Below are 23,869 nucleotides of genomic sequence, written 5' to 3'. Positions count from 1 at the left end.
GATGAAACTCAATGATCTGAGTCCAGCGCCGGGTTCCCGCCGCGAAAAGCATCGTCCGGGCCGTGGTATCGGTAGCGGTTTGGGTAAGACTGGTGGCCGTGGTCACAAAGGTCAGACCTCTCGCTCCGGTGGCACCATTGCTCCAGGCTTTGAAGGCGGTCAACAGCCGCTGCATCGTCGCCTGCCGAAGTTCGGTTTCGTTTCCCTGAAGGCCATGGATCGCGCAGAAGTGCGTCTGTCCGAGCTGGCTAAAGTGGAAGGCGACATCGTCACTGTGCAGTCCCTGAAAGATGCCAACGTGATCAACGTCAACGTACAGCGTGTGAAAATCATGCTGTCCGGTGAAGTGGCTCGCGCTGTCACTATCGGCAAGGGAATCGGCGCCACCAAAGGTGCGCGTGCGGCTATCGAAGCAGCTGGCGGCAAGTTCGAGGAATAAATGGCTAAGCAAGGTGCTCTCTCTGCGATCGGCAAAAGCGGTGGCATGTCTGAACTCTGGGCTCGTCTGCGTTTTCTGTTCCTGGCGATTATCGTCTACCGAATAGGCGCACACATCCCGGTTCCAGGTATCAATCCGGACCGACTCGCGGACCTGTTTCGACAGAATGAGGGGACCATTCTTAGCTTGTTCAACATGTTTTCCGGCGGCGCACTGGAACGGATGAGCATTTTTGCATTGGGGATCATGCCGTACATTTCGGCATCGATCATCATGCAGCTGATGACCGCCGTCAGTCCGCAGCTGGAACAGTTGAAGAAGGAAGGTGAAGCTGGCCGTCGCAAGATCAGCCAGTACACCCGCTACGGCACTGTCGTCCTCGCTCTCGTTCAGGCCATTGGCATGTCCATTGGTCTGGCGGGGCAGGGCGTTGCGTTCACTGGTGACTTTGGCTTCCATTTCGTCGCGGTATCCACGTTTGTGGCTGGTGCGATGTTCATGATGTGGCTGGGTGAGCAGATTACTGAGCGTGGTGTTGGCAACGGTATCTCGATGTTGATTTTTTCGGGTATCGTCGCCGGTCTTCCGAGAGCGATCGGGCAGTCTTTCGAGTCTGCACGTCAGGGTGATATCAACATCTTCGCCCTGGTTGCCATCGGTTTGCTGGCAGTAGCGATTATCGGTTTCGTGGTGTTCATTGAGCGTGGTCAGCGTCGTATTGCTGTTCACTACGCCAAGCGTCAGCAGGGCCGCAAGGTCTTTGCCGCGCAGACTAGCCACTTGCCGCTGAAGGTGAACATGGCCGGTGTTATTCCGGCTATTTTCGCGAGCAGCATTTTGCTGTTTCCGGCTTCGTTGGGTGCCTGGTTCGGCCAGTCTGAAGGTATGGGCTGGTTGCAGGACATCTCGCAGTCGATCGCTCCTGGTCAGCCGTTGAATATTCTGCTGTTTAGTGCAGGGATTATTTTCTTCTGCTTCTTCTATACGGCGTTGATGTTCAATCCGAAGGACGTAGCGGAAAACCTGAAGAAGTCCGGTGCCTTTATTCCGGGTATCCGTCCAGGTGAGCAGTCTGCGCGCTACATTGATGGCGTTCTGACTCGCTTGACCATGTTCGGTGCTCTTTACATGACGGCCGTCTGCCTGTTGCCCCAGTTCCTGGTGGTTGCAGCCAACGTTCCGTTCTACCTTGGCGGGACCTCGTTGCTGATCGTCGTCGTGGTTGTGATGGACTTCATGTCCCAAGTACAATCGCACCTCGTTTCGCACCAGTACGAATCCCTGATGAAGAAAGCCAACCTGAAGGGTTACGGCAGCGGCATGCTGCGCTGACCCATAAGGTTCGAGGAGTTGGTGATGAAAGTTCGTGCATCGGTGAAAAAGCTGTGCCGTAACTGCAAGATTATTCGCCGCGAAGGTGTTGTTCGAGTAATTTGCAGCGCGGAACCGCGTCACAAACAGCGCCAAGGCTGAGTGTGATTGTGCTTCAAACCCGGTAGCTAGTGCGCTACCGGGTTGATTATTTGTTATTACAGCGATATTATCTCGCGCCCTATTTCTTGGCTTCCGGGGCGTAGGTAGCTGTCAATTGGAGTCCCACTGAATGGCCCGTATTGCAGGCGTTAACATTCCAGATAACAAGCATACTGTTATCTCGCTGACCTACATCTATGGTGTTGGTCGCACTACTGCACAGAAAATCTGTGCAGACGCTGGTGTAAACCCAGCTGCAAAGATCAAGGATCTGAGCGACGAGCAAATTGAACAGCTGCGTGGCGAAGTGGCGAAGTTCACCACTGAAGGTGACCTGCGTCGCGAAATCAACATGAAAATCAAGCGCTTGATGGACCTCGGTTGCTATCGCGGTCTGCGTCATCGTCGTGGTCTGCCAGTACGCGGTCAGCGTACCAAGACCAACGCGCGTACCCGTAAAGGTCCGCGTAAGCCGATCCGCAAGTAATCGCCCCAGCGAATCGACAGGAATTTAATCATGGCAAAACCTGCTGCTCGTCCTCGTAAAAAAGTTAAAAAGACAGTGGTTGATGGCATCGCCCACATCCATGCTTCTTTTAACAACACCATCGTGACCATCACCGACCGTCAAGGTAACGCTCTTTCCTGGGCTACCTCCGGTGGTTCGGGTTTCCGCGGTTCCCGCAAGTCCACCCCGTTTGCCGCTCAAGTAGCTGCTGAACGTGCTGGTCAAGCTGCGCTGGAATACGGCCTGAAAAACCTCGACGTCAACGTCAAAGGTCCAGGTCCAGGTCGTGAATCCGCAGTCCGCGCTTTGAACGGCTGTGGCTACAAGATCGCCAGCATCACCGACGTGACGCCAATCCCGCACAACGGGTGCCGTCCGCCGAAGAAGCGCCGCGTGTAATCCAGGAGATTGTAAAGAATGGCTCGTTACATTGGTCCAAAATGCAAACTCGCTCGTCGCGAAGGCACCGATCTCTTCCTGAAGAGCGGCGTGCGCGCGATCGAATCGAAGTGCAACATTGAAGCAGCACCTGGTATCCACGGCCAACGCCGCGGTCGCCAGTCCGACTACGGCACCCAACTGCGTGAAAAGCAGAAGGTCCGTCGTATCTACGGCGTTCTCGAGCGTCAGTTCAGCGGTTACTACAAAGCTGCTGCGAGCAAGAAAGGCGCAACCGGTGAGAACCTGCTGCAACTGCTCGAATGCCGTCTGGACAACGTTGTATACCGTATGGGCTTTGGTTCGACTCGTGCCGAATCCCGTCAGCTGGTATCGCACAAGTCGATCAGCGTAAACGGTCAGACCGTTAACGTTCCGTCCTACCAGGTTCGTGCTGGTGACGTGGTTGCTGTTCGCGAGAAAGCAAAAAATCAACTTCGCATTGTCCAAGCTCTCGATCTGTGTGCCCAACGTGGCCGCGTAGAATGGGTAGAAGTAGACACTGAGAAGAAGTCGGGCGTTTTCAAGAACGTTCCAGCTCGCAGTGATCTGTCCGCCGACATCAACGAAAGCCTGATTGTCGAGCTCTACTCCAAGTAAGGGCTAGAAAATAGGTGCATCCATGCAGATTTCGGTAAATGAGTTCCTGACACCCCGCCACATTGATGTGCAGGTTGTCAGTCCAACCCGCGCCAAGATCACACTCGAGCCTCTCGAGCGTGGTTTCGGCCATACCCTGGGCAACGCGCTGCGCCGCATCCTGTTGTCCTCAATGCCCGGCTGTGCAGTAGTCGAGGCCGAGATTGACGGTGTGCTCCACGAGTACAGCGCCATCGAAGGTGTACAGGAAGACGTAATTGAAATCCTGTTGAACCTTAAAGGTCTGGCTATCAAGCTGCACGGTCGTGACGAAGTTACGCTGACCTTGTCGAAGAAGGGTTCGGGGGTGGTTACCGCTGCCGATATTCAGCTGGATCATGATGTCGAGATCGTTAATCCCGATCACGTAATCGCTAACCTGGCGTCTAACGGCGCCCTGAACATGAAGCTCGTAGTAGCTCGTGGTCGTGGTTATGAACCGGCAGACTCGCGTCAGAGCGATGAAGACGAAAGCCGCAGCATCGGTCGCTTGCAGCTCGACTCTTCGTTCAGCCCGGTTCGCCGTATCGCATACGTGGTGGAAAACGCCCGTGTCGAGCAGCGTACTAACCTGGACAAGCTGGTTATTGATCTGGAAACCAACGGTACTCTGGATCCTGAAGAGGCTATTCGCCGCGCCGCAACCATCCTGCAACAGCAGTTGGCTGCGTTCGTCGACCTCAAAGGTGACAGTGAGCCAGTGGTTGTCGAGCAGGAAGACGAGATCGATCCGATCCTGCTTCGCCCGGTTGACGATCTGGAACTGACTGTACGTTCGGCCAACTGCCTTAAGGCGGAAAACATTTACTACATCGGCGACCTGATTCAGCGTACCGAAGTAGAACTGTTGAAGACTCCGAACCTGGGCAAGAAATCCTTGACTGAAATCAAGGATGTTCTGGCCTCCCGCGGTCTGTCCCTCGGCATGCGCCTCGACAACTGGCCGCCTGCAAGTCTTAAGAAGGACGACAAGGCGACTGCCTGATCGTCGTAATCACCGAACGTAGTGTTTGGTAAGGAATGAACCATGCGTCATCGTAAAAGTGGTCGTCACCTGAGCCGCACCAGCTCGCACCGCAAGGCCATGTTCCAAAACATGGCGGTGTCGCTGTTCGAGCACGAGCTGATCAAAACTACTCTGCCAAAAGCCAAAGAACTGCGCCGCGTTGCCGAGCCGCTGATCACTCTGGCCAAGACAGACAGCGTTGCTAACCGTCGTCTGGCTTTCGACCGTACTCGTTCGAAAGCTATCGTTGGTAAGCTCTTCAACGACCTGGGCAAGCGTTACGCTACCCGTGAGGGTGGCTACCTGCGCATCCTCAAGTGCGGTTTCCGCGCTGGCGACAACGCCCCTATGGCGTACGTCGAGTTGGTTGATCGTGCTACTGCTGGCGAAGCTGTATCCGCCGAGTAAGACGTCAGTCTGAAACAAGGAACCGGGCCTAGTGCCCGGTTTTTTGTGCCTGTGAGAAATGCGCCATTCGTACAATCCTCGAGTCCGTCCCGTTGTCATTATGGCGAGGGAAGATTGTTAGTATTTTTCTATCGATGTCTGCAAGTTAATGAATTTGTAGCTGTCATATTGATGATCAATACTCCTTCTCAGCCGATTAGCCGGCAGTTAAAGACCGACAGAGGAAGGAATTTCGCATGAGTCAAAACACAACGCTTACCACCGCCAGTGGCGCTCCTGTTGCCGATAACCAGAATTCCCGTTCCGCCGGCCCTCGTGGCCCGTTGCTGCTCGACGACTTCCACCTGATCGAGAAGCTTGCCCATTTCAACCGTGAAAACATCCCCGAGCGTCGTGTTCACGCCAAAGGCTCGGGTGCTTACGGTACGTTCACCGTGACGCGCGATATCACTCAATACACCAGTGCCAAGCTGTTTGAGGCAGTCGGCAAGCAAACCCCGACGTTCCTGCGGTTTTCAACTGTGGGTGGTGAGCGCGGTTCGGCCGATACCGAGCGCGATCCGCGTGGATTTGCCCTGAAGTTTTACACCGAGGAAGGCAACTGGGACATCGTCGGCAACAATACTCCGGTGTTCTTCATTCGCGATCCGTTGAAGTTTCCAGACTTTATCCACACCCAGAAGCGTTTGCCGCAAAGCAACCTCAAGAGTGCCCAAATGATGTGGGACTTCTGGTCGCATTCGCCCGAGGCGCTGCACCAGGTCACGATCTTGTTCTCCGACCGGGGCATTCCTGACGGCTACCGCCACATGCACGGCTTCGGCAGCCACACTTACAGCCTCATCAACGCTCAGGGTGAGCGTCACTGGGTGAAGTGGCACTACAAGACCCGGCAAGGGATCAAGAACCTGGCTCCTGCCGAGGCTGCGCGCCTGGCGGGCACCGATCCGGATTACGCTCAGCGTGACTTGTTCAATGCCATCGAACGAGGCGATTTCCCGAAATGGCGCGTGTGTATTCAGATCATGACCGAGGCACAGGCGGCTGCGCATTACGAGAACCCGTTTGATGTGACCAAAACCTGGTCGCAGAAAGAGTTTCCGCTGATTGAAGTGGGCGAACTGGAGCTGAATCGCAATCCGCAGAATTACTTTGCGGAAGTCGAGCAGGCGGCGTTCGGTCCCAGCAATATGGTGCCGGGCGTTGGTCTCTCGCCGGATCGTATGCTGCAAGGCCGCGTATTCGCTTATGCGGATGCACATCGCTACCGTGTCGGCACTAATCACCAACAACTGCCAGTCAATGCTCCGCGCAGCCCGGTCAACACTTACCAGCGCGACGGCTCGATGGCCTTTGGCAGTAATGGCGGTGCGGCGCCGAACTATGAGCCAAACAGCTACGTCGAGTCGCCGAAGCAGGCGCCTCGTTATGCAGAGCCCGCATTGGCCCTGAGCGGAGCAGCCGATCGTTACGATCACCGCGAAGATACCGACTACTACAGTCACGCCGGTGCATTGTTTCGCTTGATGACTGACGAGCAGAAATCACTGCTGGTTGGCAACATCGCCGGCGCGATGGCGGGTGTGTCGAGTGATGTGGTTGATCGTCAGTTGCAGCATTTCTTCAAGGCCGATCCGGCGTATGGAGAAGCAATTGCAAAGCTGCTCAACGTACAGCTTAACGAAGTCTAAATGAGAAGCAGAACCGCCCTTGTTTGGGCGGTTTTTGCGTTATTTCAGCTGCTTTTCTCAGAATATCTTCGCTTTTATTGCGTCGTCAGGGTGACGATATGGTCGAGTTGGTTCAAACTACAACTTTCAAGCAGGGAGATGTAGGGCGATGCTAGGCCACCCAGATGTGATCGATTACCTCAACACGTTGCTGACCGGCGAGCTGGCTGCGCGTGATCAATATTTCGTCCATTCGCGGATGTATGAGGACTGGGGTTTCACCAAGCTCTACGAACGAATCAACCACGAGATGGAAGAAGAGGCCGGGCACGCTGATGCGCTGATGCGCCGGATTCTGATGCTCGAAGGCACACCACGCATGCGTCCGGACGATCTTGATGTCGGCACCACGGTCACCGAGATGCTCGAAGCGGATTTGCGCCTGGAATACAAGGTTCGGGCTGCGCTGTGCAAGGGCATCAAGCTCTGCGAGCAGCACAAGGACTATGTCAGCCGCGAAATGCTGCGGGTTCAATTGCATGACACCGAAGAGGATCACACCTACTGGCTCGAAAAGCAGCTAGGTCTGATCAAGTTGATCGGGCTTGAGAACTACCTGCAATCCCACGCCTGATTCAGCAGATACAAAAAAGCCCCTGCCACTGATGAAGTGGCAGGGGCTTTTTCATGGCGCCGGGTCAAGCCCGATCGCGCTCCAGCAAAGGCTTGAGGTAGTAACCGGTGTGAGACTGCTTCATCTCGGACACCTCCTCCGGTGTGCCGACGGCAATGATCTGCCCGCCCTTTGAACCACCTTCCGGCCCCAGGTCCACCAGCCAGTCGGCGGTCTTGATCACGTCCAGGTTGTGCTCGATCACCACCACGGTGTTGCCGTGGTCGCGCAGGCGATGCAACACGTCCAGCAGTTGCTGGATATCCGCGAAGTGCAGCCCGGTGGTCGGTTCATCGAGGATGTACAAGGTCTTGCCGGTGTCACGCTTGGACAGTTCGCGGGACAGTTTCACACGCTGGGCTTCACCACCGGACAGCGTGGTCGCCGATTGCCCCAGCTTGATGTACGACAGGCCTACATCCATAAGGGTTTGCAGCTTGCGCGCCAGGGCCGGCACCGCATCAAAGAACTCTCGCGCCTCCTCGATGGTCATCTCGAGGGTCTCGTGGATGCTCTTGCCCTTGTACTTGATCTCCAGGGTTTCGCGGTTGTATCGCTTGCTCTTGCACACGTCGCACGGCACGTAGATGTCCGGCAGGAAGTGCATCTCCACCTTGATCAGGCCGTCGCCCTGGCAGGCTTCGCAGCGGCCGCCCTTGACGTTGAAGGAGAAGCGCCCAGGTCCGTAACCCCGGGAGCGGGATTCCGGTACGCCGGCGAACAGCTCGCGGATCGGTGTAAACAGCCCGGTGTAGGTCGCCGGGTTGGAGCGCGGAGTCCGGCCGATCGGGCTCTGGTCGATGTCCACGACCTTGTCCAGGTGCTCCAGGCCCTTGATGCTGTCGTGGGCCGCCGCTTCAAGCGTCGTGGCGCCATTCAGCGCGGTGGCACTCAATGGGAACAGCGTGTTGTTGATCAGCGTCGACTTGCCTGAGCCGGATACGCCGGTCACACAAGTCAGCAGGCCGATCGGAATCTCCAGGTCGACATTGCGCAGGTTGTTGCCACGCGCGCCCTTGAGCGACAGCGTCAGCTTCTTGTTGCGTGGTGTGCGCTTGGCCGGAACCTCGATCTTCACCCGGCCCGAGAGGTATTTGCCCGTCAGCGAGTCCGGATGCGCCATGACCTCGGCCGGTGTGCCTTCGGCGACGATATGCCCGCCATGCACGCCAGCGCCCGGGCCGATGTCCACCACGTAGTCGGCGAGGCGAATGGCGTCTTCATCGTGCTCGACCACGATCACCGTGTTACCGATGTCGCGCAGATGCTTGAGGGTGCCCAACAGCCGGTCGTTGTCGCGCTGATGCAGGCCGATAGAGGGTTCGTCGAGGATGTACAGGACGCCCACCAGGCCGGCGCCAATCTGGCTGGCCAGGCGAATACGCTGGGCCTCGCCACCGGACAAGGTGTCCGCGCTGCGGTCCAGCGACAGATAGTCGAGGCCGACGTTGACCAGGAATTGCAGGCGCTCGCGGATTTCCTTGAGGATCTTGTCGGCAATTTCGCCACGGCGGCCGGTGAGCTTGAGCCCGCCAAAATAATCGGACGCATCACCGATCGGCAGATTGGTCACCGCCGGCAGGGTTTTCTCGCCAACCCAAACGTGCCGTGCTTCGCGACGCAGACGGGTGCCACGGCAGTCCGGGCACGACTGGGTGCTGAGGAACTTGGCCAGCTCTTCGCGCACCGATGCCGACTCGGTCTCGCGGTAGCGGCGTTCCAGGTTCGGCACGATGCCTTCGAACGGATGCGAGCGTTTGACGATGTCGCCACGGTCGTTCAGGTACTTGAAGTCGACGTTTTGCGACCCGCTGCCGTGCAGGATATTTTTCTGCTGATCAGCGGCCAATTCGTTGAACGGCACTTCCAGGCTGAATTTATAGTGGGCCGCCAGCGACCCGAGCATCTGGAAGTAATAGACGTTGCGCCGATCCCAGCCGCGAATCGCCCCTTCGGCCAGGGTCAGTTCGCCATTGACCAGGCGCTTGATGTCGAAGAACTGCTTTACCCCCAGGCCATCACAGGTCGGGCAGGCGCCGGCCGGGTTGTTGAAGGAGAACAGCTTGGGTTCCAGCTCGCTGATGGCGTGACCGCAGATCGGGCAGGCGAAGCGTGCGGAGAAGATCATTTCTTCACCGGGCTCGTCGTCCATCGGTGCCACCAGGGCGATGCCATCCGCCAGCTTCAGCGCGGTCTCGAAGGATTCGGCCAGGCGTTGTTGCAGGTCGGCGCGAACCTTGAAGCGGTCGACCACCACATCGATGGTGTGTTTTTTCTGCTTGTCGAGCTTTGGGGCTTCGTCCAGCTCGTAGAGCTTGCCGTTGATTCGGGCGCGGACAAAACCCTGGGCCCGAAGCTCTTCGAAAACCGACAGGTGCTCGCCCTTGCGCTCGCGGATGACCGGCGCCAACAGCATCAACTTGCTGCCCTCCGGTTCGGCAAGGACCAGGTCCACCATCTGGCTGACGGTCTGTGCTTCCAGCGGAATGTCATGATCCGGGCAACGAGGAATACCCACGCGTGCATAAAGCAGACGCAGGTAGTCGTAGATTTCGGTAATGGTGCCGACTGTCGAACGCGGGTTGTGCGAGGTCGATTTCTGTTCGATGGAGATTGCCGGGGACAGGCCTTCGATGGTGTCGACGTCGGGCTTTTCCATCATCGACAGGAACTGCCGGGCGTAGGCGGACAGCGATTCGACGTAGCGGCGCTGACCTTCGGCGTACAGGGTGTCGAAAGCCAGGGATGACTTGCCGGAGCCAGACAGGCCGGTGATGACGATCAGCTTGTCCCGGGGCAGGGTCAGGTCGATGTTCTTCAGGTTGTGGGTTCGAGCCCCACGAATCAGGATCTTGTCCAAGGTGGCCTCGCTCGGCGGGCGTCGAAAACGTAGGAGTATACGGCCAAATACTGGATGGATGCACACTATCAAACGAGTGGGTTACTGTCTTGCATGAAGAGTGTGTCAGCATTGCGCGTCAAAGCGTCGCGATATACCCCGCCAATCGATGGGACTGGTAGAATCGCCGCCGGTTCACATGAGGTTTTTCCATGCACGATCCCCACAGCGAGCGCATGAGTGGCAGCGAGACCCGCGCAGCAAGCGGCCTGGCCCTGGTGTTCGCCTTCCGTATGCTTGGCATGTTCATGGTGTTGCCGGTACTGGCGACCTATGGGATGGACCTGGCCGGAGCCACGCCGGCCCTGATCGGCTTGGCGATTGGCGCTTATGGCCTGACCCAGGCGGTTTTCCAGATTCCCTTCGGTTTCATTTCCGACCGCATCGGTCGCCGCCCGGTGATTTACCTGGGCCTGGTCGTGTTTGCCCTCGGCAGTCTGCTGGCAGCCAATGCCGATTCGATCTGGGGCGTAATCGCCGGGCGAATCCTGCAGGGCGCCGGGGCGATTTCCGCGGCGGTCATGGCCTTGCTGTCTGACCTTACCCGCGAACAGCACCGGACCAAGGCGATGGCCATGATCGGCATGACCATCGGCCTGTCGTTTGCGGTGGCCATGGTGGTCGGCCCGCTGCTGACCCGCGCTTTCGGTCTGTCCGGGTTGTTCCTCGCCACTGGCGGCATGGCACTGATCGGCATCGTGATCGTGATGTTCATGGTGCCGCGCTCCACCGGCCCGTTGCAGCACCGTGAGTCCGGTGTCGCGCGCCAGGCGCTGATCCCGACGCTCAAGCATCCGGACCTGCTGCGCCTGGACCTGGGCATTTTTGTATTGCACGCGATGCTGATGTCCAGCTTCGTCGCCTTGCCGCTGGCGTTGGTCGAGAAGGCCGGGCTGCCCAAAGAGCAGCACTGGTGGGTGTACCTGACCGCGCTGCTGATTTCTTTCTTCGCCATGATTCCGTTCATTATCTACGGCGAGAAGAAACGCAAAATGAAACGAGTTTTACTCGGCGCCGTCGTGACGCTGCTGCTCACTGAACTATTCTTCTGGCAGTTCGGCGACGGCCTGCGGTCTCTGGTGATCGGTACGGTGGTGTTCTTCACCGCGTTCAATCTGCTGGAGGCTTCATTGCCGTCGCTGATCAGCAAGGTTTCACCGGCAGGCGGCAAGGGCACGGCGATGGGGGTTTATTCCACCAGCCAGTTCCTCGGTTCGGCACTGGGGGGAATCCTCGGTGGCTGGCTGTTCCAGCATGGCGGTCTGTCGGTTGTGTTCCTCGGATGCGCCGGTCTGGCTGCCCTCTGGCTGGCCTTTGCTGTTACCATGCGCGAACCTCCCTACGTCACAAGCCTGCGCTTGCCGTTGTCGCCCGAGGCGATCCGCGAAGCGGGCCTGGTCGAGCGCCTGAAGGCGGTCGTAGGGGTAACAGATGCAGTCATCGTCGCAGATGAGGCGGCGATTTACATCAAACTGGACACCGAACTATTGGATCGCACCACCCTTGAGTGCCTGGTGAACAACCCGGCCGGGGCAGCGTGCGTAGCCTAGGAGAACGTTATGGCCCGTGGGGTTAACAAAGTCATATTGGTCGGCACTTGCGGCCAGGATCCCGAAGTTCGCTACTTGCCTAACGGTAATGCCGTGACCAACCTGAGTCTGGCGACCAGCGAACAATGGACCGACAAGCAAACCGGCCAGAAAGTCGAAAAGACCGAATGGCACCGTGTATCGATGTTCGGCAAAGTGGCGGAAATCGCTGGCGAATACCTGCGTAAAGGTTCGCAGGTCTACATCGAAGGCAAGCTGCAGACCCGCGAGTGGGAAAAAGACGGTATCAAGCGTTACACCACCGAAATCGTGGTCGACATGCAAGGCACCATGCAACTGCTGGGTGGCCGTCCACAGGGCGACCAAGGCCAGGGCAACAACTACCAGCAATCCGCTCCGCGCCAGCAGGCTCAACGTCCTGCACCGCAACAGCAGCCACAGCGTCCAGCTCCTCAACAGGCTGCACCGCAACCGGCTCCGGACTTCGACAGCTTCGATGACGATATTCCGTTCTGAAGCTGCTGAAAGCCTGAAACCGGCAAGCTGAAAAACTAAACCCGCACTTCAGTCCGAAGTGCGGGTTTTTTATGGGCGGTGAAATCTGCTTGCAGGCTCAGGCCGCGAGGAAATCGTTGGCCGACACCACGTTGGCATACGCAAACGCCAGGGCTGCCATGAACGCTGCATGAACCTGGGCCGCCGGTACATTCACGCCATTGAATTCCAGGTCAAGGGTGGCGCAGGCGTCGTGGATCACGGTCACCTTGTAGCCAAAGTCCGCGGCAGCACGGGTAATGCCGTCGACGCACATGTGGCTCATGCTGCCCACGACCACCAGCTCCTTGATGCCTTGCTCGTCGAGGATCGATTTCAGCTCGGTTTCGCGGAACGAGTTGACGAAATGCTTGAGGACCACTGGCTCGTCGGCGCGGTTGATCACTTTGGGGTGCAGCTTGGCGCCTTCGGAGTTCGGGGTGAAAAACGGCGCCTCTTCGGAGGTGAATTCGTGGCGGATGTGCACCACCGAATCCCCGGCGTCGCGGAAGGCCTTGATCAGGCGGACGGCATTGTCCGCAGCGGCGTCGGCACCGACCAGCGGCCACTTGCCCTGGGGGAAGTAGTCGTTCTGGATATCGACTACGATGAGCGCTTGTTTGGCCATGACTGTTTCCTCGAAGTGTGTGTTGATGTGGAATGAAGTATTGGCTCTGGCAGGCGATCCGGGGATTGGCCTCACCGACAATAAGAGGGGGAAAACTGACAATGGACGCAGAAAGGGCAATCGCCGAACTCGGTGTGCTGATCTATCCCGGTGCGCAGATGGCGGCGGTACATGGCTTGACGGACTTGTTCGGGGTGGCCAACCGGATTGCCGCCGAACATCAGTCTGTGCAATTGCCGCTACTGCGCATCAGCCATTGGCAGGTCGAGGGCGATCAGCCGCCGGCTCGGGTCTTCGACAGCCATCCCGCGCCGGAGCGCGCCTTGGTCGCTGTGTTGATTCCACCGTCGATTGGCGGATTTACCGAGGGCCTGGCGCGACAGGGATTGATCCGCTGGTTGCGCGAGCAGCATGCCGGCGGCGCGACGTTGGGCGGGGTTTGCGTAGGCTCTATCCTGTTGGCCGAAAGCGGCTTGCTCGACGGTCGCAGTGCCACCACCCACTGGACCTCGGCCAAAGCCTTCGCCGAACGTTACCCGGCAATCAGGCTCAAGGCCGATACGCCGATCGTCGATGACGGCGACTTGATTACCACCGCCGGGTTGATGGCCTGGTCCGAGTTGGGGTTGCGACTGGTCAACCGTCTCCTGGGGCCGAGCATCGCCACCAGCACCGCACGGTTTCTGGTGGTGGAGCACAGCGACAGTGCCAGTGAGTGCGGCAGCAATTTTGCGCCGATTCTCAGCCACGGCGATGCAGCGATCCTCAAGGTGCAGCACTGGCTGCAAAGTACCGGGGCGACTGATGTATCACTGGCGGCGATGGCCGAAAAGGCCGGCATGGAAGAACGTACCTTCCTGCGACGATTCCGTGCGGCCACCGCGCTCAAGCCCACCGAGTACTGCCAGCATCTGCGGGTCGGCAAGGCCCGGGAAATGCTCGAATTCACCAACGGCACCATCGACCACATCGCCTGGACCGTGGGTTATCAGGACCCTGGGGCGTTTCGCGCGACGTTCAAGAAAATCACCGGGCTGGCACCGAGCGATTATCGGGCGCGGTTTGGCGTGACACCGGTTGCTGCGGCACGCTAGGTGGAACACCGAAATCCAGTGTAGGAGCGAGCCTGCTCGCGATAGCGGTGTGTCAGACGAAATCAATGTTGATGATGCTGGCCTCATCGTCGGAACGCCGCCCGGAGCAGGCTCGCTCCCACTGGGAGTCGTGCAAAATGCCGGAATACCAAAGGGTGTCGTGCAGAATAAAACAGGCCCCATGCCATCACTTTCCGCGCAACAGCCTGATTTGATGAATATTTCTCCTCAGGGAAGCTTGGCCTGATCCCTGCACCCCTTCAGCTACATTCATCAAGCGTCGATTGAAGGGGGATGCATGACCCCAACAAACCGCAAGAAACTGGTGGTCGCCCATTCGGTGCTCGACGACGCGCCGTTGCATGAGGTCGAAACCAACCGTGCGCTGGCCCGCTGGCTGGCACAGATATTGGGGCTCAAGTACGGCGGCAGCTACGACCCGCAATTGCACGACGGACAGAATCTCTACCTGTTGCCGACCCAGACCCTGGTGGGCGCTGCGGCAGCCCGGCAACTGGGGGTCAAGGGGCCGGAAGATTTGTGGGGCGGTTATGTCGACCACGACTTCATCTGTACCAAAGCCATCAGCCATGGATTGCTCAACCGCCACGCCCATGCGCCGCCAGGCTGGGCGCCATTGTTTTCCGAACGGGTACGCAGCGTGGTGCTCGACGGTCTCAGCGTGTTCTCCCTGAAGGACGCGCGCCCGGCGGCGGAGCATCTGTTGTATACCGGGCCGATCCGCCTGAAGCCGATCCATGCCTGCGCCGGGCGCGGTCAGGAAGTGATCAAGAGCCTCGATCAGTTCGATGAAGTGCTTGTCAGGCCGGAGGCCGAGACTATGTTCACCGAAGGCGTGGTGTTCGAACAGGATCTGGATCAGGTGATCACCCACAGCGTTGGCCAGAGTTTTATCGGCGGCAAGGTGCTCAGTTACTGCGGCGATCAATACCTGACCGAAGACACGCAGGGCGAGGCTGTGTATGGCGGGTCGAACCTGCTGGTGGTATCGGGTGGCTATGACCAACTGCTGAAACTGGACCTGCCGGAAGATGTGCGCCTGGCGATCCATCAGGCACAGGTGTTCGACAAGGCGGCGGATGAAGCCTATCCCGGCTTTTATGCCTCGCGGCGCAACTACGACATCGCCCAGGGCATGGACAGTGATGGCCAGCCGCGCAGTGGCGTGCTCGAACAGTCCTGGCGCATGGGCGGCGCCAGCAGTGCCGAAGTGGCGGCCTTGCAGTGTTTCGTCAACGATCCGGGGATGTGCGCTATCCGGGTGTCTTCGGTAGAGGCCTACAGCGATCGACCACTGCCAGCGGACGCCATCGAGGTGTACCGCGGGCCGGCGCAGTCCGGTGACTTTCTGCTCAAGTACGTAACGGTTGAATCCTATGACGGCTAGAAGCGAATCCATTCAGATTGACATCGACAACGAACAGATGAGCGGGACTTTTCTGAGCCCCAAATCGAAAGTCCCCGGTGTGCTCTTCGTGCACGGTTGGGGCGGCAGTCAGGAGCGGGACCTGGAGCGCGCCAAAGGCATCGCCGGGTTGGGCTGCGTGTGCCTGACCTTCGACCTGCGCGGGCATACCGGCGGCACCGGCGGCACCGGCATTTCATTGTCCCGGGTGACCCGCGAAGATAACCTGCGGGATCTGCTGGCGGCCTATGACCGACTGCTCGCGCACCCGGCACTCGATACATCGGCGATTGCCGTGGTTGGCACCAGTTACGGGGGGTATCTGGCCTCGATACTGACCTCCCTCAGACCCGTGCGCTGGCTGGCGCTACGGGTGCCGGCGCTGTATCGCGACGAGCATTGGCACGCGCCGAAACGCGATCTGGATAAGCTGGATCTTCGTGACTATCGAAGTACCCTGGTGCGTGCCGACACCAACCGTGCCTTGCACGCCTGTTCGCAATTCACCGGGGATGTCCTGCTGGTGCAATCCGAGACTGACGACTACGTGCCCCATGCGACGATCATGAGCTACCGCGCGGCGTGTCAGCAGACGCACTCGTTGACCCACCGCATCATCGACGGCGCCGACCACGCGCTGAGCGAACCGGTTTCCCAACAGGCCTACACCTCGATCCTCGTCGACTGGATTACCGAGATGGTGGTGGGGGAGCGGTTGAGCATTATTCAATCCCAGTGATTTGCGGCGTCCTTGCAATCAACACAAAATCACTTGGGTTTTTTCTCTATCCGCAGCGCCTTGGCCCTGGCCTCCACCAGCAAATACATCACCAGGGCAATCAACAGCGGCAGGATGAAGTAAATCGCCCGATAGGCCAGCAGTCCCGCCACCAGGCTGCCCCGTGAAAACTCATGTTGCAGCAGCGCCACGAACACCGCCTCAAGCACGCCGAGCCCGGCCGGGATGTGGGTGATGACGCCGGCGATGGCGCTGATCAACAGCACGCCCAGCACCAGTGGATAGTCCTGCTTGCCTGGCAGCAACATGAAAATCACCGCAGCCATCAGCGACCAGTTCAGGGCACCGAGGGCCAGTTGCAGCACCGCCATGCGCAGCGACGGCAGGTCAATCTCGATGCCGCGAATCGCCCACTCCCGGCGTTTGGCAAACCGGCACGCCGCCAGGTACCCGACGCTCAGCAGCAACAGCAAAACCCCCACGCCTTGCAACGCATCACTGCTGAGCTTCCACCCCGGTGGCATGCGCACCAGCCCGCTGCTGTACACAGCGCCGGCAATCACCATGTACCCAAACCAGTTAGTCGCCAGGCTCAGGCCGAGGATTTTTGCGATGTTGCTCTTGCTGACCCCGAGCCGCGAATACAACCGGTAACGCATGGCAATCCCGCCGACCCAGGCGCTCAGGTTCAGGTTGAAGGCGTAGCTGATGATCCCCACGGGCAGGATCTGCTTCCAGGTCAGATTCTGTCGGATATAGGTGCGGCCGATCAGGTCGAAGCAGGCGTACACCAGAAAGCTCACCAGGGTCAGCCCCGAGGCAATGATCAGCGTGCGCACTTTGAAATCCGTCAGGTTATCGAACACTTCATTCCATTCGATGCGCTGGGCGAGGGTCGCGAACAGCACGATCAGCAGCAGGAAAAACAACATTGTCAGCGGTCGCTTCCAGCGGCTCCAACGGGACTTGCCCGAACGCTTTGCGCGGGCTGGCGCTTGGGGCTCAGCGTGGCTCATGGTCGACGCTCCCGGTTGGTGGGTGGAAGGGTTTCAGGCGAGGTTTATGCGCCGGCAACCAACCGGCCCATGCCGGGAAATGCCGCAGGAAATGAAACACCAGAAAACCGATGGTCATGTGCCAGACACGCCCGCGTGGCGTGATGTCGCCAGACATGACCTTGCAGTGGTTGTCGCTCAGGTCTTCCAGGCGATCGAACAGATGTCGATTGAAGCCGCGGTCGCGGATCAGCACATTGGCTTCCAGATTCATCGACAGGCTCAACGGGTCAAGGTTGCTGGAGCCGACGGTGCTCCAGTCTTCATCCACCAACGCGACCTTGCCGTGTAGTGGGCGGTCGCAATATTCGTAGATCTTCACCCCGGACTTGAGCAGGTAATCGTAGGTCATGCGCGCGGCGAGCCTGGCCATCGGCATGTCTGGCTGGCCCTGCAGAATCAGTCGCACATCCACGCCCCGGCGGGCTGCGTTGCGGATCTCGCGCAGCAGGCGGAAACCGGGAAAGAAATAAGCGTTGGCGATCACCACTCGGCGCTGCGCCTGGCGCAACACCTGGCGGTAAACCTCCTCGATGTCGGTCGGGTGTTCGCCGTTGTCGCGGTACACCAGGCGCACCTGGCCATCGTGATCGCTGAAGGCCAGTTCCGAACGCCGCAACCGGCGCTGTTGCCACCAGTATCTGGCCCCCACCGGGCGACCGCATTGCAGCAGGGCGAAGTGATGGATATCGGCCACGGCCGGGCCTTGCACCTCCACGGAATAATCCTGTTTGGCCTCGGGACCGAAGTCGGCCAGATGATCGGCGGAGAAGTTGATCCCGCCGACGAACGCGATGCAGCCATCCACCACCACAATCTTGCGGTGCAGGCGCCGGAACCAGTTGGTGCGGATGCCCAGGCGTTTCGGTGCCGGGTCGAATATCTGCAAGTGCACGCCGGCCGCAGTCAGGGCGGTGAGAAACCCGGTGCTCAGTTCGCCGCAGCCAAAGCCGTCGAGACTGACGGTGGTGCGCACACCGCGCTGAGCGGCTTCGATCAGGATCTGTTGCAGCTCATTGCCGACCTTGTCCTCAAACAGAATGAACGTTTCCAGCAGGATTTCACTCTGTGCCCGGCGCAGGGCTTCAAACACCCGGGGAAAATACGCCTCGCCGTTTTCCAGCAACTCGACTCGATTGCTGCCTTGCCAGCCGTATTCGACATCCACCGTTGTCGGCTCGCGGCTGGGCGGGGCCGGGATGTGTGCCAGCGTGTTTTTTTCCATCGGTCGGGTGCTCATAACTCGATCTCGACCGACAGTGGGGCGTGGTCGGACAGGTGCGACCAGGGCCGGGAGGTCAGTACTTGCGGATGGCTGGCCTTCATATTGCGTACGTAGATGCGGTCCAGGCGCAATGCCGGCAAGCGCGCGGGAAAACTGCGCGCCGGCTTGCCATGCTGCGCGGCGAACACTTCACGCAGGCCGCTGGGTTTGAGCACGGCATCGGCGCGCTGGCGCCAGTCGTTGAAATCCCCGGCGACAATCACCGGGGCATCGCCGGGCAGGGCGTCCAGGCGCTGGGTGAGCAGCTTCAGTTGCGCGCTGCGATGGCTTTCGCGTAGCCCCAGGTGCACGCAAATCGCATGTACCTCCCGGCCATCGCCGGGCAAACGCAACACGCAATGCAAGAGCCCGCGGTTCTCGTGACCGCTGATGGACACGTCGAGGTTGTCATGGCGGATGATCTGGAACTTCGACAACAGCGCATTGCCGTGATCGCCCGTCGGATACACCGCATTGCGACCATAGGCGAACTGCGGCCACAGGGTATCGGCGAGGAACTCGTATTGCGGCATCGCCGGCCAATTGGTGTAGCGCTTGGGGTGCTGTTCGTGGGTGCCGTGGACTTCCTGCAAAAACACCACATCGGCAGACACACTGCGCACCGCTTCACGCAGTTCCGGCAGGATGAAACGCCGGTTGAGCGCGGTGAAGCCTTTATGGGTGTTGACCGTCAGCACCGTGAAGCGACAAGTGACGGACGGACTCTCTACCCGCATGTCGGTAGCGTTTGAGTGTGCGGGAATACCGGTGTGATTCACTGTCATGTCGCCCCCCGCCTGACGGCTCCTGTCTTTGGATGACTCTGGGGCGGCGGCGAAAGTTTCGATGGGGCTACGGGCGGTACACTGTTACCACATCACAAAAGATTCTCTGTAGGAGCGAGCCTGCTCGCGATAGCGGTTTATCAGTCACTCCGCCTGCATCGCGCGCAAGTCGGATTGCCGCACAGTCGCTCCCACAGGGTTTATCAATGGCCGGTGATAACGCGGGCAGGACCATCAACCGGTTCGGCATAGACCGGGCCGAGTCGATCCAGGCGACCACTCCACGCGGTCAACGCCAGCGCCACCAGGACCACCAGGCCGCCTATCCATGCGGTGTGAATCAAGCCCATGTGCGCGACGATCAGGCCACCGCCCCACGCGCCACCGGCAATGCCGAGGTTGAACGCCGCGATGTTCAGGCCGGATGCCACATCCACGGCCTGCGGCGTGTGATGCTCCGCCTGGCGCACCACGTACACTTGCAGCCCCGGCACATTGCCGAAGGCCACGGCGCCCCATACCAGCACGGTGGCCAGCGCGAGCCAAGGGTTGGCGGCCGTGAAGGTCAGCACGAACAACACGGCGGCGAGCAGGGCAAAGATGATTTTCAAGGCGTTGATCGGGCCGCGTTTGTCCGCCAGTTTGCCGCCCCAGATATTGCCGACGGCCACGGAGATGCCATACACCAGCAACACCAGGCTGACGGTGCTGGCGCTAAAGCCGGAGAGGTCCTGAAGAATCGGTGCGAGAAAGGTAAAGGCAATGAACGAGCCGCCGTAGCCGACGGCCGTCATGGCATACACCAGCAACAGGCGCGGTTGTTTGAGCACCTGCAATTGCTGCAGCAACGACGCAGGTTTGCTGTGGGCGATAGTGTTCGGCACATAGAGCAGGCTGCCGATGAAGGCAATGACACCCAGTGCCGAAACGGCGAGGAAGGTTTCACGCCAGCCGAAATGCTGGCCGATGAATGTCCCCAGCGGCACGCCGGTGACCAGTGCCACGGTCAGCCCGGTGAACATGATGGCAATCGCGCTGGCGGCTTTTTCCTTCGGCACTAGACTGGTGGCGATGGTCGAACCGATCGAGAAAAACACCCCATGGGCCAGGCCGGTGACGATTCGTGCGAGGATCAACGACTCGTAGCCCGGCGCTTGCCACGCCAGCAGGTTGCCGAGGGTGAACAGCACCATCAGCGACAACAGCAGCAATTTGCGCGGGACCTTGCCGGTCAGGGCGGTCAACACCGGGGCGCCGACGGCGACGCCAAGGGCATACAGGCTGACCAGCAGGCCGGCGGATGGCAGGCTGACGCCCAGGTCGGCGCCAATGGTGGGTAACAGGCCAACGATGACGAACTCGGTCGTCCCGATGGCAAAGGCGCTGAGGGTCAGCGCGAGCAAGGCAATGGGCATGGCTGCAACTCCGGTGCAATGATGTGATGGAGCGCAGTGTCGGGATTCGGCTCGTTCAGAAAAATACAGGGATGGACATTTGATATTTGTCTTGGGCGCAAAGATCGCGAGCGCGGGTGCATACTTGTGGCGAGGGGGCTTGCCCCCATTGGGGTGCGAAGCGCCCCTAAAACCCACCGTTCGAATTCATCTGATACAACGCATGCAATGGGTTTACGACTGCTTCACAGCCGAACGGGGGCAAGCCCCCTCGCCACACGAGGCGTCACTGTCCTGCTATCCGCTGGCAGTAACCGAACTTGTCCGGCATTTCTCGATCAGTTCCTTACCGACACAGCCAAAGGAGTGGGTGCTTTGATCAGGCTCAAGACCGCGATACTGCTCGGAGCGTTGCTGCTTGTGGGCAGCGAACAACTGGAGGCCGCCGCGATACCGGGGCTGCCGGCCACCGCGACTGCCGCGACGCCGCCGGCCCACCCCGAACCGCTGGTGCAAGGCGGATTACTGGGGGCTATCAGTTCAAGCATCGACGAGGTCCAGACCAAACTCGATCTCAACGAAAATCTCGTCGACGCCTGGCGCCTGCGTGCCGACCGCGCGGCCGATGAGGTGGATCAGTTGGTCAATCGGCCATCGGCCCTTTCGCCCTGGAGCGTCGCGCGCGATTTCCTGTTGCTGACCTGCGTATGGGCGGCTGTGTTTGCCTGTCTTTGGCTGCTTGGGCGGATGGCCGCCAAGCGCCTGTGCGAGCACCGTCTGCTGCTCAGTCGTGAACGGGGCCAGGCGTTGCTCGGTTACCTGTTGCCCTACACCCTACCGGCGGTGGTCAGTCTGCCGTTGACCATCTATGCCAGCCTGTTTTTGCCGATATCGGCGGGGCGGGCGCTGGCGCTGTGCCTGGCTTATGCCGCCAGCGCGGGGATATTTTCCGTGTCATTGGTACTGTCGCTGGTGGTGGCGTTCAATGCCGGTCACAAGCGGCGGGCGGTGCAGATCATCCGCGAGAAGAGCCCCCGCCCTTTGTTCGTCATCGGCTTTCTGGTGGCCTTGAGCGATGCCCTGACCAGCCCGCAGATCGCCCATCAACTGGGCAACAATCTCACCAGCAGCATCGCCGTGTTCACCGGGTTGGCAGCATCGATTTCCTTCGGCTTGCTGGTGATCCGCATGCGCCGCCCGGTCGCCCATGTGATCCGTATCCTGCCGCTGGCCCAGCGTCTCGGGCAGCCGGCGCTGCGTGAAACCCTGCGGATATTTTCCGGGCTCTGGTATTGGCCGATTCTGATGATGGTGCTGGTCTCGATCATCAATCTGATCGGTGCCGAGGCAGACAACCAAAGAGTGCTGCGCAGCGCCTTGTTCACCACGGTGTTGCTGATTGCCACGGTGTTCCTCAGTACCACGCTGCACCATTTGTTCAAGGCTCGCAGCGAAGCGGAACTGCGCCACAGCAGCGCCTACAAGGAGCGCTTTCTCAATCTGTCCCATGCCTTGCTGCGTATCGGCATGGCCATCGTGTTCATCGATATTCTCGGGCGGATCTGGGGCGTGTCGCTGTTCGAATTCGCGGTGAGCAACGCCGTGGGCCGGGCGATCAGTGATTCCCTGAGCCACATCGGCCTGATCCTGCTGGTGACCTGGATGGTCTGGGTGTTGCTCGACACGGCGATACAGGAGGCCTTGAAACCACCGACCAACAAGCGCTCGGCGCGCCAACCGAGCACGCGGGTGAAAACCATCCTGCCGCTGCTGCGCAACGCGATCAAAATCATCCTGGTGGTGATTTGCGCGATCACCACCATGGCCAACCTGGGCATCAACGTCGCGCCGTTCCTGGCCGGTGCCGGGGTCATCGGCCTGGCCATCGGTTTCGGTTCCCAGCAACTGGTGCAGGACGTGATTACCGGGCTGTTCATCATTATCGAAGACACCCTGTCCATCGGCGACTGGGTGGTGCTTGATTCTGGGCATGCCGGTACGGTCGAAGGCCTGACCATCCGCACCTTGCGCCTGCGCGATGGCAAGGGCTTCGTGCACTCGGTGCCGTTTGGGCAGATCAAGGCCGTGACCAACCAATCGCGGCAATTCGCCTATGCGTTTTTCTCGGTGCAATTCACCTACGACACCGATGTCGACAAGGCCATCGAACTGATTCGCGAGGCCGGGCATTCCATCAGCAGCGACCCGTTCCTGCGCTACAACCTGCAAGGGCCGCTGGATGTGTTCGGCGTCGACAGGATGGACCTCAACGGTGTGGTGCTGACCGCACAGTTCCGTACGGTGTCCGGTGGCCAATATGCGGTGAGCCGGGCCTTCAACCAGCGTTTGAAAAAGCTTGTGGATAACTGCCCGTGGGTGCATTTCGCGCAGACTTATCCACAGCAGGCGCTGGTGCCGAGGCATCCTGTCGACGCGCCACCCGAAGTTGAGCCAGAGCACGCGGCGGTGCTGATGCCGGATCGGCCGCGGTCTCAATAATCAGTTTTTTACTTGAGGTTTTCAGTGGCTGGTCTGGCGCCATCGCGAGCAAGCTCGCTCCCACATTGGATCTGTGTCCGGACGCGTATTGGTGTTCCAACACAAAACCCTGTGGGAGCGAGCTTGCTCGCGATGGGGCCGGTCCAGAAGACATTAATGCCGGATAAGCTTGCTCCGCACCTCGACCCCCAACTGCTGATCCAGCTCAACCCAGAACTGCTGCTTCCCAGCAATCTCGGCAGCAACCGGCAAACCATCGCGATACACCAACCGATTGCTCGTCAGCGCCGGGACTTTCGCGCCGGGCAATAGCGTGCCGGCGAGGTTCAGCGGATCGACCCCGCACACCGCGACCAGGCTGCCGTCATGGGGTCGACGCCGGACCTCGCGCAGCAATGGAATCGCCTCGGGCAGGGCGAATTGTTCCCCCGCCAGGCCACTGACAAACCGTCCGCCGCGAATCTCGCCCCGGGCCTCCAGGCGATGGAAAGTACGCAGCAGTTCGCGCCAGCCCGGCAACCAGTCCGCCTCACGCTCAAGCAGGCGCCAGAACACCACGCCGTAGCGGCGCAGCAAGGTCATGGCGATATGTTCCAGGGTGTCGGCCGGTGTCACTGCGGGACGCTGGTTTTCGACCACCGGCACGGTCGGCGCGCGTCGCAACAAGGCCCAGCGCCCGGCGTCATCCATGCCTCCGATAAATGCCCCGCGCCCGCGCCGAGGGTTGCGCGGCTGGCGTTTGCTGGCC

General features: G+C 59.6%; 22 protein-coding genes and 1 pseudogene. 16 read left to right on the top strand and 7 right to left on the bottom strand.

Features of this window, described 5'->3' with window-relative positions; genetic code table 11:
* The first annotated feature begins 1 nt into the window (after position 1).
* The 10 genes from rplO to bfr all read left to right on the top strand — a co-directional run bounded on the left by rplO (position 2) and on the right by bfr (position 7,215).
* On the top strand, positions 2-439 hold the full coding sequence (gene rplO / locus CAG47_RS23760) for a 50S ribosomal protein L15 (protein WP_011336169.1): 438 nt from the start codon (positions 2-4) through the stop codon (positions 437-439).
* Positions 440-1,771 (top strand): preprotein translocase subunit SecY, encoded by a 1,332-nt coding sequence (gene secY, locus CAG47_RS23755; protein WP_143515918.1) that lies wholly within the window; start codon positions 440-442, stop codon positions 1,769-1,771. It abuts the gene before it with no gap.
* A gap of 24 nt (positions 1,772-1,795) precedes the next feature.
* Complete coding sequence (gene rpmJ, locus CAG47_RS28370; RefSeq protein WP_002555468.1) at positions 1,796-1,912, top strand: 50S ribosomal protein L36; 117 nt, start codon at positions 1,796-1,798, stop codon at positions 1,910-1,912.
* A gap of 130 nt (positions 1,913-2,042) precedes the next feature.
* Entirely contained in the window at positions 2,043-2,399 is a 357-nt protein-coding gene (gene rpsM, locus CAG47_RS23750) for a 30S ribosomal protein S13 (protein WP_042729624.1), read from the top strand.
* Positions 2,400-2,429: 30 nt separating this feature from the next.
* Positions 2,430-2,819 (top strand): 30S ribosomal protein S11, encoded by a 390-nt coding sequence (gene rpsK, locus CAG47_RS23745; RefSeq protein WP_002555466.1) that lies wholly within the window; start codon positions 2,430-2,432, stop codon positions 2,817-2,819.
* Positions 2,820-2,837: 18 nt separating this feature from the next.
* Positions 2,838-3,458 (top strand): 30S ribosomal protein S4, encoded by a 621-nt coding sequence (gene rpsD, locus CAG47_RS23740; RefSeq protein WP_085688066.1) that lies wholly within the window; start codon positions 2,838-2,840, stop codon positions 3,456-3,458.
* Positions 3,459-3,480: 22 nt separating this feature from the next.
* Positions 3,481-4,482 carry a DNA-directed RNA polymerase subunit alpha gene (rpoA, locus tag CAG47_RS23735; RefSeq protein ID WP_007970428.1) on the top strand — a complete coding sequence of 334 codons (1,002 nt, stop codon included), beginning with the start codon at positions 3,481-3,483 and terminating at the stop codon, positions 4,480-4,482.
* A 42-nt stretch (positions 4,483-4,524) separates the two neighbouring features.
* Entirely contained in the window at positions 4,525-4,911 is a 387-nt protein-coding gene (gene rplQ / locus CAG47_RS23730; RefSeq protein WP_007970429.1) for a 50S ribosomal protein L17, read from the top strand.
* A gap of 236 nt (positions 4,912-5,147) precedes the next feature.
* Positions 5,148-6,602, top strand: coding sequence for a catalase (locus CAG47_RS23725; protein WP_085727996.1), 1,455 nt, complete (start codon positions 5,148-5,150; stop codon positions 6,600-6,602).
* 148 nt (positions 6,603-6,750) lie between these two features.
* Positions 6,751-7,215: a bacterioferritin gene (gene bfr, locus CAG47_RS23720; protein ID WP_085727994.1), complete on the top strand. Its 465-nt coding sequence runs from the start codon at positions 6,751-6,753 to the stop codon at positions 7,213-7,215.
* A 64-nt stretch (positions 7,216-7,279) separates the two neighbouring features.
* On the opposite strand, the gene uvrA is transcribed toward bfr, so the two are convergent.
* The gene (gene uvrA / locus CAG47_RS23715) at positions 7,280-10,114 is read right to left on the bottom strand and encodes an excinuclease ABC subunit UvrA (RefSeq protein ID WP_085727992.1); all 2,835 of its coding nucleotides are present in this window, start codon (positions 10,112-10,114) and stop codon (positions 7,280-7,282) included.
* Between the two features lie 191 nt (positions 10,115-10,305).
* Here uvrA and CAG47_RS23710 point away from each other — a divergent pair, with 191 nt between their 5' ends.
* Together CAG47_RS23710 and CAG47_RS23705 are read left to right on the top strand one after the other, a co-directional pair.
* Entirely contained in the window at positions 10,306-11,703 is a 1,398-nt protein-coding gene (locus CAG47_RS23710; RefSeq protein WP_085727990.1) for an MFS transporter, read from the top strand.
* Between the two features lie 9 nt (positions 11,704-11,712).
* Positions 11,713-12,219, top strand: a complete 507-nt coding sequence (locus tag CAG47_RS23705; protein ID WP_085727988.1) for a single-stranded DNA-binding protein — start codon at positions 11,713-11,715, stop codon at positions 12,217-12,219.
* 97 nt (positions 12,220-12,316) lie between these two features.
* Here CAG47_RS23705 and CAG47_RS23700 read toward each other — a convergent pair whose 3' ends face one another.
* On the bottom strand, positions 12,317-12,865 hold the full coding sequence (locus CAG47_RS23700; protein WP_085727986.1) for a cysteine hydrolase family protein: 549 nt from the start codon (positions 12,863-12,865) through the stop codon (positions 12,317-12,319).
* A 101-nt stretch (positions 12,866-12,966) separates the two neighbouring features.
* On the opposite strand from CAG47_RS23700, the gene CAG47_RS23695 reads away from it, so the two are divergent.
* From CAG47_RS23695 to CAG47_RS23685, 3 genes are all read left to right on the top strand, one after another.
* Positions 12,967-13,959, top strand: a complete 993-nt coding sequence (locus CAG47_RS23695) for a GlxA family transcriptional regulator (protein WP_085727984.1) — start codon at positions 12,967-12,969, stop codon at positions 13,957-13,959.
* A 298-nt stretch (positions 13,960-14,257) separates the two neighbouring features.
* Positions 14,258-15,367 (top strand): DUF3182 family protein, encoded by a 1,110-nt coding sequence (locus CAG47_RS23690; protein ID WP_085727982.1) that lies wholly within the window; start codon positions 14,258-14,260, stop codon positions 15,365-15,367.
* Entirely contained in the window at positions 15,357-16,124 is a 768-nt protein-coding gene (locus tag CAG47_RS23685) for a S9 family peptidase (protein ID WP_085727980.1), read from the top strand. Before CAG47_RS23690 ends, CAG47_RS23685 begins: the two co-directional genes overlap by 11 nt.
* Positions 16,125-16,153: 29 nt before the next feature.
* Here the strand turns inward: CAG47_RS23685 and CAG47_RS23680 are convergent, their stop codons facing one another.
* The 4 genes from CAG47_RS23680 to CAG47_RS23665 form a co-directional block, all read right to left on the bottom strand.
* Complete coding sequence (locus CAG47_RS23680) at positions 16,154-17,140, bottom strand: lysylphosphatidylglycerol synthase domain-containing protein (protein ID WP_085727978.1); 987 nt, start codon at positions 17,138-17,140, stop codon at positions 16,154-16,156.
* Complete coding sequence (gene clsB, locus CAG47_RS23675; protein ID WP_085727976.1) at positions 17,127-18,419, bottom strand: cardiolipin synthase ClsB; 1,293 nt, start codon at positions 18,417-18,419, stop codon at positions 17,127-17,129. Before clsB ends, CAG47_RS23680 begins: the two co-directional genes overlap by 14 nt.
* Positions 18,416-19,180: an endonuclease/exonuclease/phosphatase family protein gene (locus CAG47_RS23670; RefSeq protein ID WP_085728024.1), complete on the bottom strand. Its 765-nt coding sequence runs from the start codon at positions 19,178-19,180 to the stop codon at positions 18,416-18,418. The genes clsB and CAG47_RS23670 overlap by 4 nt, the downstream gene beginning before the upstream one ends.
* Before the next feature lie 251 nt (positions 19,181-19,431).
* On the bottom strand, positions 19,432-20,643 hold the full coding sequence (locus tag CAG47_RS23665) for an MFS transporter (RefSeq protein ID WP_085727973.1): 1,212 nt from the start codon (positions 20,641-20,643) through the stop codon (positions 19,432-19,434).
* Between the two features lie 354 nt (positions 20,644-20,997).
* On the opposite strand from CAG47_RS23665, the gene CAG47_RS23655 reads away from it, so the two are divergent.
* Positions 20,998-23,121, top strand: a complete 2,124-nt coding sequence (locus CAG47_RS23655) for a mechanosensitive ion channel family protein (protein WP_085727969.1) — start codon at positions 20,998-21,000, stop codon at positions 23,119-23,121.
* Positions 23,122-23,732: 611 nt separating this feature from the next.
* Here CAG47_RS23655 and CAG47_RS29470 read toward each other — a convergent pair.
* Positions 23,733-23,834 (bottom strand): annotated as a pseudogene (locus tag CAG47_RS29470) (hypothetical protein); the annotation flags it as partial.
* Between the last annotated feature and the right edge of the window lie 35 nt (positions 23,835-23,869).

Source organism: Pseudomonas sp. R37(2017), assembly GCF_002113375.1.
Classification (GTDB): Bacteria; Pseudomonadota; Gammaproteobacteria; order Pseudomonadales; family Pseudomonadaceae; genus Aquipseudomonas.
The sequence above is the reverse complement of the archived record's forward strand: the minus strand, read 5'-3'. Positions and strand labels throughout refer to the sequence as shown.